General features: G+C 71.5%; 9 protein-coding genes. 4 read left to right on the top strand and 5 right to left on the bottom strand.

The genetic code is table 11. From position 1 onward, the window contains the following. Nucleotides 1-19: 19 nt before the first annotated feature. The 4 genes from manA to LVY72_RS01585 are packed head-to-tail and all read right to left on the bottom strand — an operon-like array spanning nucleotide 20 to nucleotide 4,643. Nucleotides 20-1,273 (bottom strand): mannose-6-phosphate isomerase, class I, encoded by a 1,254-nt coding sequence (manA, locus tag LVY72_RS01600; protein WP_237817697.1) that lies wholly within the window; start codon nucleotides 1,271-1,273, stop codon nucleotides 20-22. Nucleotides 1,274-1,332: 59 nt separating this feature from the next. Further along, nucleotides 1,333-2,883 carry an LCP family glycopolymer transferase gene (locus LVY72_RS01595; RefSeq protein ID WP_237817696.1) on the bottom strand — a complete coding sequence of 517 codons (1,551 nt, stop codon included), beginning with the start codon at nucleotides 2,881-2,883 and terminating at the stop codon, nucleotides 1,333-1,335. A gap of 57 nt (nucleotides 2,884-2,940) precedes the next feature. Next, complete coding sequence (purE, locus tag LVY72_RS01590) at nucleotides 2,941-3,459, bottom strand: 5-(carboxyamino)imidazole ribonucleotide mutase (RefSeq protein WP_237817695.1); 519 nt, start codon at nucleotides 3,457-3,459, stop codon at nucleotides 2,941-2,943. Next, complete coding sequence (locus LVY72_RS01585; protein WP_237817694.1) at nucleotides 3,456-4,643, bottom strand: 5-(carboxyamino)imidazole ribonucleotide synthase; 1,188 nt, start codon at nucleotides 4,641-4,643, stop codon at nucleotides 3,456-3,458. The genes purE and LVY72_RS01585 overlap by 4 nt, the downstream gene beginning before the upstream one ends. A 207-nt stretch (nucleotides 4,644-4,850) precedes the next feature. Between LVY72_RS01585 and LVY72_RS01580 the strand changes: the two genes are divergently transcribed. Next, a complete protein-coding gene (locus LVY72_RS01580) occupies nucleotides 4,851-5,387 on the top strand; it encodes a GtrA family protein (RefSeq protein ID WP_237817693.1) in 537 nt (178 codons plus the stop codon). A gap of 61 nt (nucleotides 5,388-5,448) precedes the next feature. On the opposite strand, the gene LVY72_RS01575 is transcribed toward LVY72_RS01580, so the two are convergent. Continuing rightward, a complete protein-coding gene (locus LVY72_RS01575) occupies nucleotides 5,449-6,174 on the bottom strand; it encodes a TIGR03089 family protein (RefSeq protein ID WP_237817692.1) in 726 nt (241 codons plus the stop codon). Nucleotides 6,175-6,532: 358 nt separating this feature from the next. Here LVY72_RS01575 and LVY72_RS01570 point away from each other — a divergent pair, with 358 nt between their 5' ends. Genes LVY72_RS01570 through LVY72_RS01560 form a run of 3 tightly spaced genes read left to right on the top strand, consistent with a single transcriptional unit; the run spans nucleotide 6,533 to nucleotide 12,764 of the window. Further along, nucleotides 6,533-7,072 (top strand): WhiB family transcriptional regulator, encoded by a 540-nt coding sequence (locus LVY72_RS01570; protein ID WP_237817691.1) that lies wholly within the window; start codon nucleotides 6,533-6,535, stop codon nucleotides 7,070-7,072. Then, nucleotides 6,976-10,548 (top strand): glycosyltransferase, encoded by a 3,573-nt coding sequence (locus LVY72_RS01565; protein ID WP_308190664.1) that lies wholly within the window; start codon nucleotides 6,976-6,978, stop codon nucleotides 10,546-10,548. The genes LVY72_RS01570 and LVY72_RS01565 overlap by 97 nt, the downstream gene beginning before the upstream one ends. Continuing rightward, nucleotides 10,545-12,764, top strand: a complete 2,220-nt coding sequence (locus tag LVY72_RS01560; protein ID WP_237817689.1) for a DUF5719 family protein — start codon at nucleotides 10,545-10,547, stop codon at nucleotides 12,762-12,764. Before LVY72_RS01565 ends, LVY72_RS01560 begins: the two co-directional genes overlap by 4 nt. Nucleotides 12,765-12,786 lie beyond the last annotated feature (22 nt).

Genomic DNA, 12,786 nt, shown 5'->3' with positions numbered 1-12,786 from the left:
TACTCTCTTCCGTTGGTGTTCAGTTGCTGCCGGCGTGGCCGGACGTGGTGACGGCGAACAGCACGGCGGTGTCCTGGCTGCCCGGGACCGGGTGGGCCAGCACCGGCTGTTCGGAGTCCGGGATGAAGGCCGAGTCCCCGGGCCGCAGGGCCAGGTCCGCGCGCGGGGAATCCAGCCGGGCGCTGCCGGCGACAGCCAGGACTACTGCGGGACCGTGCTGGTCCAAGGGTACCGGTTCGTCCCCGTCCCGCAGTTCGATGCGCTGCAGTTGGAATTCGGCGAAGGGCGGGCAGTACAGTTCCTGGCCGGCTTCGGTGCCCGTGGCTTCGACGAGCGGTGGCCCGAGCGGGGAGAAGTCGCAGATCCTGACCAGCTCGGCGATGTCGACATGCTTGGGGGTCAGCCCGCAGCGCAGCACGTTGTCCGAGGAAGCCATCACCTCCACGCCGAGCCCGCGCAGGTAGGCGTGGATCTGGCCGGCCGGCAGGCACAGCGCCTGGCCCGGTTCGAGGGTGACCCGGTTGAGCAGCAGCGAGATCAGGGTGCCCGGATCCTGCGGGTAGAGTTCGGCCAGCCACGCCACGGTGGTGAAATCCGGCCCCAGCCGGCCCGGGGCCATGCCGGCGAGCAGCTCGGCCGTGGCGTCCACCAGCGCGGCCGACTCGGCGCCGCCTTCGAGCAGGGCCACGAAGGCCGTGCGCAGCCCGGCGCTGCCGTCCGGCTGCTGCAGCGCGGCGACCACCCGGTCCAGCAATGCGGTGTCGGCGCCGGCGGCGGCGAGCTTGCCGCGCAGGCCGGTGAACAGCCGCGCGGCATCCCGGGGCTGGCGGAAACCGCACAGGGCCTCGAAGCTGGTCAGCGCGTAGATCATCTCCGGCTTGTGGTTTTCGTCCTTGTAGCTGCGCGCCGGATCGCTGACCGGAATCTGCGCCGCGTTTTCGGCGGCGTAGCCGGCCCGGGCCTGTTCCTGGCTGGGGTGCACCTGCAGGGACAGTGCGGAGTCGGCCGCGAGCACCTTGGCCAGGAAGGGCAGCCGGGCGCCGAAGCGCCGAATCGATTCGCCGCCGAGGGCGAAGTCCGGCTGGTCGGCGATGAAGGCGTCCAGCGGCTGTGCCGTGCCGCCGGGCAGCAGCACCGACGACGGCGAATCGGGGTGGGCGCCGATCCACAGTTCGGCTTCCGGGCCGCCGGACGGCTGGCGCCCGAACAGCTCCGCCATCGCCGTTGCCGAGCCCCAGGCATAGGGGCGCAGGACATTCTTCAACCGGTACATAGTCCGCCTTGTCTATCGTGTGGTCGTCCGGAGCCGACACTGCGGGAGCGCCCCAACCGTCAGGGCACCGAGCACTTGCCGTTGTCGGCCAGCAGCGCGCCGAGCGTGTCGACGTCGCCGGCTTCGGCCAGCTGCTGCAGGTATTCCTTGGTGATCGGCGGTTCCTGGCGGACCATGGCCGGCCGCACCGCAGATGCCCTCGAGAAGGCCCCGCCGGCAAGCCCGGAACGGTCCTCGGGCGCGGCCCCGGACGGGGATTCCGTGCCAGTCTTCCCTGCCGAGGTGAACATTGCCTGAACCCGCTGGTGGATCCGGTCAAAGTCCGGGTAGGTGACGAAATTGTCCGCCGCGGTGCCGAAGTCCGGCGGTCCGATGGTCAGCCGGTCCACCTCCTGGCCCTTGGCCTTGGCAGCGAGCGAGACGAAGCTGCCGAGCTGGCCGGCGGGGATGTCGGACTCCACCACCTGCTCGCCGGCCTCGGCCAGGGCCTGGAAACGGGTCAGCACGGTACCCGGATCCAACTGCTTGATCATGGCCTTCTGCACGCACTGCTGGCGCTGGATCCGGTCATAGTCGGTGGCGAATTCGCGGGAGCGTCCGTACCAGAGGGCATGGTAGCCGTCCAGTTTCTGCACGCCCGGGGCAATCCAGTCCTTGGGCGGGTAATGCAGGTTGGTGCCCGGGATGGACCGGTTGGAGATGGGTACCCAGTTGCCGGCCTTGATCGTGATCCCGCCCATCGCGTCGATGAGCTTCTCGAACCCGCCCATGTCCACCAGGGCGTATGCCTGGATGTCGATGCCGAGGGTGCCGCTGACGGCGTCCTTCATGGCCTCGGCGCCGGGATCCTTGGCATCGGGGTACAGGTCCGCGTGGTTGTTGGTCACGTCCATGTACAGCGCGTTGATGATGCACTCGTCGCCGCAGTTGAAGCCCTGCGGGTAGACCTGCTTCATCGGCGAGTCGTCCGGGAACTGGGCGTTCTGGAAGTTGCGCGGGATGCTGAAGGTGACCGTGTGCCCGGTCTTGGCGTCCACGCTGAGGACCGAGATACTGTCCGGGCGCAGGCCGATGCGTCCGGCACCGGCGTCGCCGCCCATGAGCAGGAAGTTGTAGCGGCCGTCCGCCGGGGCGAAGGCGGGGCCGGAGGCGAAGATGCTGCCCAGCGCGTTGCGCCCGACATTGAGCAGGTAGGCCCCGTAGCCCAGGCTGCCGGAGGTGGCCAGCATCAGGGCCGCCAGACTGACGCCCAGGATCGGCCGCATGCCCGGGGCCAGCAGCCGGGGCCGGATGAGGCGCAGCGTGTTCAGGAACAGGAACGCCCAGAACAGGGCCAGCGCCACCATGGCGGCCATCAGCAGCAGCGAACCCCACGGGTTCGTGGCGATGCTGACCAGTGCCGGACCGTCCACCAGGGCCACCACGATGGCCAGCAGGACCACCGCCCAGAGCACGAAGGTCACGCGCAGGGCCTTACGCCCGAGCCTGCGGTCGCCCGCCACCAGCTGCGCGCTGCCCGGGATGACCAGGGTCAGCAGCAGCAGCAGGAACGCCCGCTTGGTCCGCACCGGGGCCGGCGCGCTCTGCGGATTGCGGACCGGGTCCACCATCCCGGGATACCCGGAAGACCCGCCGCGGCTGCGCTCCCGCAGGTGCCCGGCCATCGATCAGGACCCGCCGGCGCGGCTGCGCAGGGCGGCGCCCTTGTCGTAGGCACTTTGCCGCAGCGCGCCGGCGAACTCGAGCAGCTGAGGCTGCAGGCGTCCGGCCAGTTCGTCGGTGCCGGCCGCCAGCATCCGTACCGCCAGCAGCCCGGCATTCCGGGCCCCGCCGATCGAGACGGTAGCCACCGGCACGCCGGCAGGCATCTGCACGATGGAGAGCAGGGAATCCATCCCGTCCAGGGTCTTCAGCGGCACCGGGACGCCGATCACCGGCAGCGGCGTGACGGCGGCCAGCATGCCCGGCAGGTGCGCGGCACCGCCGGCGCCGGCGATGATGGCCCGCAGCCCGCGGGTATGGGCTTCCTTGCCGTAGCGGATCATGTCCTCGGGCATGCGGTGGGCCGAAACGACATCGGCCTCGTAGGGGATGCCGAATTCGGCCAGGGCCTGTGCCGCGGCCTCCATGACGGGCCAGTCCGAATCCGAACCCATCACGACGCCGACAAGTGGCTGGCTGCTCATTGCTGGTCTCCTTCAGCAGGATTGACGTCAACCGGGTCGACGCCGTCGCGGATGATCGAGGCCACCCGGCCGGCCCGCCGGCGCAGGTCCGGGATGTCGGCCGCGGCCCCCACCACGTTCACGTGGCCGATCTTACGGCCCGGCCGCACCGATTTGCCGTAACCATGCAGCTTGACGCCGGGGTCGGCCGCCAGCGCCTGCGGATAGGCGCCGAACAGGTCCGTGTTCTCCCCGCCCAGATAGTTCTTCATGACGACGGCGCCGCCGAGCACCGAGGTATCGCCCAGCGGCAGGTCCAGCACGGCACGCAGGTGCTGCTCGAACTGGCTGGTCACGGATCCGTCCATGGTCCAGTGTCCGGTGTTGTGCGGGCGCATGGCCAGTTCGTTGACCACGAAACCCTCGCCGGTGCCGGGGGTCTCGAACAGTTCGGCGGCCATGACGCCGGTGACGCCCAGCTCCTCGGCCAGGCGCAGGGCGGCCTGCTGGGCCGCTGCAGCCACCTGCTCCGGCAGTTCCTGGGCCGGGGCGATGACCTCGTCGCAGACGCCCCGGACCTGGATGGTGTGCACCACCGGCCAGGCCTTGGCTTCGCCGGACGGGCGGCGGGCCACCAGGGCGGAGAGCTCGCGGCTGAACTCCACCTTGTCTTCGGCCAGCAGCGGGGTGCCGGTGAACCAGTCGGCGGACGCTGCGGCCGCCGCGGCGTCGTCGATCATGCGCACGCCCTTGCCGTCGTAGCCCCCGCGGGGGGTCTTGAGCACCACGGGCCAGCCGATCTTGTCCCCGAAGGCCACCAGTTCGTCGACGGTGGACACCGCCGCCCAGGCGGGATTGGGCAGGCCGAGCCGTTCGACGGCCTCGCGCATCCGGAGCTTGTCCTGGGCGAAGACCAGGGCGCCCGGGTGCGGCTGCACGTTGATGCCCTCGTCGATCAGGGTGTGCAGGTGCTTGGTCGGGACGTGCTCATGGTCGAAGGTCATGACGTCCAGGCCCTCGGCGAACGCGCGGAGGGTGGACAAATCACGGTAGTCGCCCACCGGTGCCCGGGACACGGCCTTGACCGCGGAGACGTCGGATGACTCCGCCAGGACGCGGAGTTCGAAACCAAGGGCGACGGCGCTGGGCGCCATCATGCGGGCGAGCTGGCCGCCGCCGACAACGCCGATTACTGGGAAAGTCACACAATCAAGGTTACCGAACGTGCCGGCGGCCATGTGCAGGCGCACTCTGCGGCCGGGCGGAGGCGGCACCGTCCGAGGAAACTCACAGCTAGGACATCTAGAATGGGCTGTTGACCCGGCGAACTATTGGTCCGCGGCCAGCCGTTGAGCGGACACACGGAGCGGAAACGGCAGGGTCATCCGGCTGAGAAAGGGAACCACCGGTATATGAGCACAACGATCACCAAGCGCGTCCAGGGGCTCGTCTCCCTGTTCTGGCGGGAGGTGGCGAAGTTCGGGACCGTGGGCGGCCTCGCCTTCATCATCGACAACGGCCTGTACTGGTGGCTGATCAACGGTCCGATGACCGAAAGCGTGGTCAAGGGCCGGTTCGTCTCCGCCGCGGTAGCCACCATCTTCTCCTGGGTCGCCAACCGGTACTGGACCTTCAGGCACCGCCGCCAGCCCAATCCGGTACGCGAACTTGTGATGTTTATCCTGATCAACGTGGTCGGCATGGTTATCTCCGCCGGCTGCGTCTGGGTCGCCCGGTATCCGCTGGAGGTCAGCAGCCCGGCCCTGCTGCTGTTTGCCGGCATTTTCGGCACGGTCCTGGCCACCGTGGTGCGCTTTTTCGCGTACCGTTTCTGGGTCTTCAACTCCGAGCTCGACGCCGAGCCGGAGTTCGCCCAGGACCATGACATCTTCGAGCCCGCCGGGGACGCTGCGGCGCAACCGGCTGTTCCCGAGCGCGCGAAGCCCTGATACCCGCCGCCCCGGCCGGTACGCGGCGACGGGGGAGTCCTTACCTGGCGGCCAGGACCGGCTACAGCTGTGTGTCGATCCGTTCGCTCTCGAGCAGCCGCGCGGTCACTTCCACCTCGGGGTGGACCAGGACCACCGTCCCGGAGGCGAGCCAGGTGGCCAGTGTTTCGGCCAGGACTGTGGTCCACCCGGCGGCAGCCGGCAGCAGCAGATGCCTCGGGCCGGAGGTTCCGCCGGTTTCAGCCGGCGGCAGCAGTTCGCCGAAGCTGATGGTGCCGCCGGGATGTTCCAGTGCGGCGGCCGCCGGATCCAGGGCCGCCGGGTCGGCAAAATAGTCGGCAAACGCCCTGACTTCCGCGGCGTAGTCCATGACGCCGTCGGGCAGTTCGCCGTCCCAGCGCAGCTGCAGGGCGCCCGGTGCCACGGCCACCAGCTGGGCCCGTGCCGGCCAGGCGTCCTCGGCCGGGTGCAGCGGGTCGGTGGTGGCGACGATGTCGGCCGGGGTGCTGCCGCCGATGCTGAGGCAGGCGCCGACCTGCCAGGTGGCCAGCGCCCAGACGATGCTGCGCCAGTGCGGCGGCATTTCCAGCCGCACCACGGTGCCTGGCCCGGCATCGAATTCCTCGGTGAGCAGATTGGCGGTCTTGGCCACCCAGTTGTCCACGACCCGGCCGGACAATTCCACCCGTTCCCCGCCCGGGCCGTACCAGACGAGGCTGGGGGAGCTGTCCGGCCGCAGCGCAGTCAACAGCTGGTCGATGTTCCTCGGTGTTCCCAGCGTTCCCATGGATGCTCCTTCGTTCTGCGATCCGTTCCAGTTCCGGCCCGGGCGTGGCGCGCCGCGGACCGGCCCGCGGCCGGGTAGGATGACCGGCCCGCTTGACTTCCACGGTATTACAACCATGTAATTAGGATTATCGGACGCGTGACTGCGGGTACCGCTGGTTATTCCTATAACCAGCCTTGGCCGCTGCGGCTACTGAATAACAACTGCGGATGGAAAGTCAACAATTGTTAGTCGGCAGCCGGCAGCTGCCCGGGAGGCCCCGCAGTCAATTACCGCAGAAGATGCGCCGCGGCCGTGTACCGGCCACGGCTATGGTTCCGGCGCCCGGCCGGGACATCGAAACGGGGAGGGCTTAGTCATGGGGCAGACAGGGCGCAATTTTGCCCGGGTTCAAGATGGACCAGAAAATGCAGGGCAGGCGCAGGCGCCTGCGGGATACGGCTCGCGCGGTGTCCCGGCAGACTGGTATGTGGATCCGGCGGACCCCGCGGCGGCCGAGCGCTACCGCGAGACCAGCAAGCCGTCCCTGGAGGACCAGGCCACTGCCTTCCTCGCCGCGCACGAAGCCCTGACCGGTGTCCCCGGGCCGGAAGAAGAGCCGGTCCAGGCCGAGCCGGCGGCCGGCACCCGCTGGGAGCCGGCCGTGTGGATCGGCCTGCCCGGGCTGGACGATGACGGCGAACTCAGCTGGCAGGCCGATGCCCTGTGCGCCCAGACCGATCCGGAGGCGTTCTTCCCCGAAAAGGGCGGATCGACCCGCGACGCCAAGAAGGTCTGCGGAGCCTGCACGGTCCGGGCCCAGTGCCTGGAATATGCCCTGGCCAACGACGAACGCTTCGGTATCTGGGGCGGCCTGTCGGAGCGCGAGCGCCGGCGGCTGCGGAAGCGAGCGCTCTAATTCACCAGCAAGTCCGCGTCACCGCCGTCGTGGTTGCCCATGACGGCTCGTTATATCTGCCCGCAACCTTGGCTGCCCTCAGTGCCCAGACCCGTCCCGCAGATGTCTGCATCGGGGTGGACACCGGCTCCACCGACAGTTCGGCGTCCCTGCTGCGCCGCGGCCTGCCCGCGGAGAGCACCGTCGTGGCCGCCCCGGCCCGCACCGGATTCGGTGCGGCCGTCCGGCTGGCCCTGGCGGACACGGCCCACGACGCCGGCGGGGCGCCTCAGGGGGACGGCCCAGGCGGCGTCCAGGACTGGATCTGGTTGCTGCACGACGATTCGGCGCCGAAACACGATGCGCTGGAGGAACTGCTGCTGGCCGTGGAGACGGCGCCGTCGGTGACTATTGCCGGCTGCAAGCAGTTGGATTGGGACAACCCGCGCAAACTGGTGGATGTCGGGCTGACGGTCAGCCGCGGCGCCGAGCGCCTGACGCTCATCGACCTCGACGAACTGGACCAGGGCCAGTATGACGGGCGCAGCGACTTCTTCGCGGTGAATTCGGCCGGCATGCTTATCCGGCGCGATGCCTTCGACCAGCTCGCCGGCTTCGACCCGGCGTTCCCGGGCATCGGCGACGACGTGGATCTGTGCTGGCGCAACCGCCTTGCCGGACACCGCGTGGTGGTAGTTCCCACTGCTGCCGTCCGGCACGCCACCGCCCAGCGGGCCGGACGGTCCTCCGCCGCGGCGGCCCGCAAGGCCCAGGTGCACCTGCGGCTCAAGCACGCGCCGTGGTGGAAACTTCCGCTGGTCTGGACCGGCACCCTGCTCGGCGGCCTGCTTGGCCTGCTGCTCAGCATCGTTGCCAAAGACCCCGCCCACGGCCTGCGCCAGCTGGCCGCGACCGTGGCCGCGCTGGTGCGGGCCCGGGAGCTGCGTGCCTCCCGCCGGCAGGCGGCCAGGACCCGCAGGACATCGCGCCGGATCGTACGGACCCTGATGGTCCGGCCGCAGGAGGTCCTGGCCTACCGCCGGTCGCTGCTCGAATCCCTCAGTCCGGAGCATGCCCGGCCGCTGGTCGGGGATGGCACCGGCACCGACGCCCGCGGCGGCCACCAGCCCACCGGCGACTCGGACGCCTTCGCGGCGCTGGCCGCGCCGGCCCGCGGCTGGGTGGGCACCGGAGCCGTGACGGCCGCGGTGGTCCTGGCCCTGCTCGCCGTCGTCGGCATGTTCGGCTTCCTCGGTGCCGAGGCACTGGCCGGCGGCGCGCTGCTGCCGGTGTCGGCCACGCTCGGCGAGGTCTGGCACAATGCCTCGGCCTGGTGGCAGAGCATCGGCTCGGGCTATCCGGGGCACAGCGACCCCTTCGGCAATGTCCTGGCCCTGCTGTCCGTACTGGGGCTGGGCAACGGCTCCGCCGCCGTGGTGGTGCTGGTCGTGCTGTCGATGCCGCTGGCTTCCTTCGGCGCCTGGCTGGCCGCCGGCGCGGTGACCCAGCGGCGCGGACTGCGGTTCTGGGCGGCATTCTTCTGGGCGGCGCTGCCGCCCCTGCAGGTCGCCCTCGGCCAGGGCCGCCTGGGTGCCCTGGTTGTGCACCTGATGATCCCGTGGGCCGTGCTCGGCCTGCTGCGGGCCACCGGCTCGGCCAGGCAGCGGATCAACCCGGAGGCCGTCGGCGACCGGGGCGAGAAGATCCACAAGCCCGGGATCAATGGGATCCCGTCCTGGACCGCCGCGGCGGCCGCCGGCCTGTGCCTGGCCGTGGTCACTGCCGCGGCCCCGGCCCTGCTGCCGGTCATCGTCCTGTTCGTGGGGGTCATCGCCGCCGGCCTGCGCCGCCGGGCCAGGACCGTCTGGTGGGCATTGCTGCCGCCGGTGGTGCTGGCGCTGCCCATGGTGGTCTCGGCTTGGGGCAATCCACGCGTGCTGCTGGCCGATCCCGGGGTGCCGCTGGCCTTCGAGGCGGCCCCGCCGTGGCAGCAGCTCATGGGCTTCCCGCTGGCCTTCGATACCGCTGGCGGGCTGGGCGCCTTCGGCCTGCTCGAATCCCTCGGCCATGGGCCGTGGGCCCTGCTCTTCGCCCTGCTGACGGCGATCCCCGTACTGCTGCTGGCGGCTGCGGCGCTGTTCCTGCCCGGCCGTGGTGCTGCGCTCGCCCGGACCTCCTGGCTGGGCGCACTGATCGCGCTGGCCGCCGGCTGGGCGGCAGGCCTGGTGGCCACCGCCGCCGCTCCGGGAGCGGTGGTCACCCCGTTCCCCGGCCCGTTCGTCTCGCTGGCCCTGTTCCTGCTGGCCGTGGCCGCCCTGGTGGCGGCCGACCGCGGGCTGCCCCGACTGGCAGCGCTGGGCCGGAAGCGGCCGCGGGCCGCCCGTGCCGCGGCCGCCACCATCGTCGTCGTGCTGGCCGCCGGACCGGTGGCCAACCTCGCACAGTGGCTGCTGCCACAGTTCGCCGGCTACGCCCAGGCCGAGGACGGCGGGCAGCGGCAGCTGGAGGACTTCGGTACCCGGATGCTGGTGGGCCCCAGCGGGGTGCGGACACTGCCGGCGACGGCGGCCGACCGCGGCACCGGGCCGGAGCAGACCCGGTCGCTGGTGCTGGGCGCCGGGCAAGCCGGCAGCGTGACCGCCTCGGTGATGCATGCCGGGGGCACCACGCTGGACCAGCTCTCCGCCGTGTATTCGGCGCGCACGCTGGCCGGTCCGCTGCTGGACGCCCAGTTGGCCGACGACGACGGCGCGGCCGCCGCGGTGCGCGACTCGGTGGCGGTGATCGTGGCCGGCACCGGCGTCGACCCGCGGCCGGAACTGACCCGGCTCGGCGTGGGCTTCGTCGTGGTGCGCGGCACCGACACCGCCGCCGAACTGCTGGCCAACCGGATCGATGCCGTTCCCGGGCTGGCGCCGGTAGGCCGGACCGACAGCGGCTGGCTCTGGCGGGTGGTGCCGGAGCAGTCTGCCGGCGACTCCGCGGCCGGGCCGGTCAACGGCCGGGTCAACCTGCTCGACCACCAGGGCAATGTGCTCGAAACCCTGCCCTCGCAGAGCCTGTCCGCCGGCGGGCACATCCCGGCCGGCAATGACGGCCGGGTCCTGGTCCTGGCCGACCGGGCGGCTCCGGGCTGGCAGGCCACACTGGACGGCCGGCGGCTGGAAGCGGTGGAAGACGGCTGGTTCCAAGCCTTCAAGGTGCCTGCAGCCGGCGGGGAACTGCACGTCAGCTATGCCAGTCCGTGGGCTGTATGGCTGGGGCTCGTGCAGGCCGCCACAATTGTCCTGACGGTACTGCTGGCTATCCCGATCCCGTCCCGCCGCCGCTTCACCCCCCGCCGGCTGGACCGGATCCGGACCACCGGCACGGACAGCAGCGCCAGCGAACTGCAGCTGGCGGCGCACGAAATCGACAAGGAGGACGCGCTCCGGAAGGACGGCGGACCCTTCGGCGCACCCGAGCCGGTACCGGCCGGAAAGGATGCACAGCCATGACGGACAAGCCAGCCCAACCGCAGCCGGAGTCCGGTGCCGCCGGCCGGGCCGCCGCGGCCCCGGGAATCGGCGGGTCCGGCGCCGCGCCGGCGTCGGAAGGTGCCGGCAGCGGTGCCGCCGGGCACGGTCCGGCAGCGGTGAGTGGCCGCCGGGCCCACCGCAAGGACAGCGGCCGGTCCGGCCTGCGTTGGCGCAAGGCCAGGCCTGCGGCCCAGCCCCCGGCAGACACGGGGAGCGTTACGCCGGCACCGGCTGCCTCGCCGGGCGCGGCGGCCGGCGAACCAACCGGCGCCCGGCCTTCGAACGTAGACGAGGCGGAGGCATCCGCCGGCAGTTCCTCTGCTGCCGCCAAGCCCTCCACCACTGGCGAGCCCTCCACCACAGCGGCATCCGGTAGGACCGAAGGCACTGCTCCGGTACCGCTGGCGACGCCGTCCGGATCCACGGCCGCGGGATCGCAGCCGGCCGCCTCCGGCGCCGGCTCCGCGAAACCGGGCCACCACGGCGGGACAGCCCCGGCATCGGCAGACACTGCTGCCGGCAAACCCGCTGCCCGCAAACCCACTGCGCGGAAACCGAAGGAGCGGAAGCCCGCGGCGCGGAACCCGGACGGATCGAAGCCTGCGGTACGGCCGGCGGACGGCCGGCGCAGCGCCTGGGGGATCGCAGCCGGCGTCGGGCTGCTGGCCGTGGCCGGTGCCGCCGCGGCGGCCGGAAGCGTCTGGGACATTGAGGGCGCCGCCGCCGAAGTGCCGGCGGTTTCGGCGGCTGTGGCTGCCGGGAACTTCACCGGGGTCTGTCCGGAACCGCTGCGGCTGCTGGACAGCACCGCGGACGAAACGGATCCGCAGTTCAGCCCGGTCTCCGAGTCCGCCCGCAGCCGCGCCCGCGCGGTGGTCTTCAGCGACCTGGGCGGCGTGCTGCCCGGCAGCCGGCTGGCCGAACTCGGTGCCCGGAACCCGCTGGTGACCATCGCCAAGTCCTCGGGGGATTCCAGCACCGCAGTCCGCGGCAGCAGTGACGACGGGCAGACCAAACTGCTCGCCGGCGTCGTATCCGGCCAGGCCCTGACCGAGCCCACCGTGCTCAGCGTCGAACCGATCGGCGGCCAGCAGGCGCTGGCCGGTGCCGCGATGACCTACCAGGCCGGGGACGGGGACCTGCGCGGGCTCGCCGCCGCCAACTGCACGGCGCCTGCCAACGATTTCTGGCTGCTTGGGGCCGCGACGACAGTGGGGGCCACCGCCGTGCTGGACCTGCACAACCCGACCCAGACCCCATCCACGATCAACCTCGAGCTGGTCGGAGCCGGGGGACGGATCCAGGCCGCCGGCACCCGCGGCCTGCTGCTGGCGCCGGGCGAGAGCCGCGCTATTGTGCTCGGCGGCCTGGCCGCGAAGCAGGAATCCCTGGCGGTGCACGTGCGCACCTCCGGCGGCCCCGTGTCCGGCACCATCCAGCAAAGTTTCCTGCGCGGCCTGGCCCCGGGCGGGGTGGAACTGCTGACCCCCACTGCCGACGCCGCGGTGGAACAGGTCGTCACCGGGGTGCAAATCCAGGGCGGAAAGCCGGCCGGGTCGCGTGCGCAAACCGGCGGCGGGTCCGCGAAGCCGGCCCTGGCCGTGGCAGTCCCGGGACGGCAGGACGCCAGGCTCCAGATTCAGGTCTTCGGCAAGGACGGCGAGGCCCGGCTGCCCGGCGGCGGCGCGCTCACCGCCGCAGCCGGCACCGTGACGGAAGTCCCGCTGGATGCGCTGCCTGCCGGAACCTACTCGATCCGGATCGCCTCCGACGTCTCGGTGGTGGCCGCGGCCCGCGTCAGCCGGACGGCGGGCAAGGACACGCCGCCGGACTTCGCCTGGTCTCCGGCAGCCGGCCGGCTGGGCAGCGAGCATCTGGCCGTCGTGCCCGGGGGCACAGCGTCCCGGCTGGTCTTCGGGGCGCCCGCCGGCGACGCCACGGTCAAGCTGGTTCCGGTGGACCGGGACGGCAAGCCGGGCAAGGAACAGGTGATCCATGTACCGGGCGGGAGCACTGTTGCGGTTGATCCCAAGGCCGGCGGGGCCGATCCGGCGGCGGTAGTGGTCAGCGCGTCGGGGGAACCGGTGTACGGCGCCCAGGTGCTGACCGGCGCGGACCGGGCGGACGTTTCGGTGCTGCCGGTGCCCCCGGGCGTCCAGGGCAGGCAAAGCGTGCCGGTGTACCTGGGCTATTAATCGTTCGCAGCGGTCCCGCAGG

It is taken from the genome of Arthrobacter hankyongi, from assembly GCF_022012395.1.
Lineage (GTDB): Bacteria > Actinomycetota > Actinomycetes > Actinomycetales > Micrococcaceae > Crystallibacter > Crystallibacter hankyongi.
Note: the sequence above shows the minus strand (reverse complement) of the source record. Positions and strands in the feature narration are given on the sequence as shown.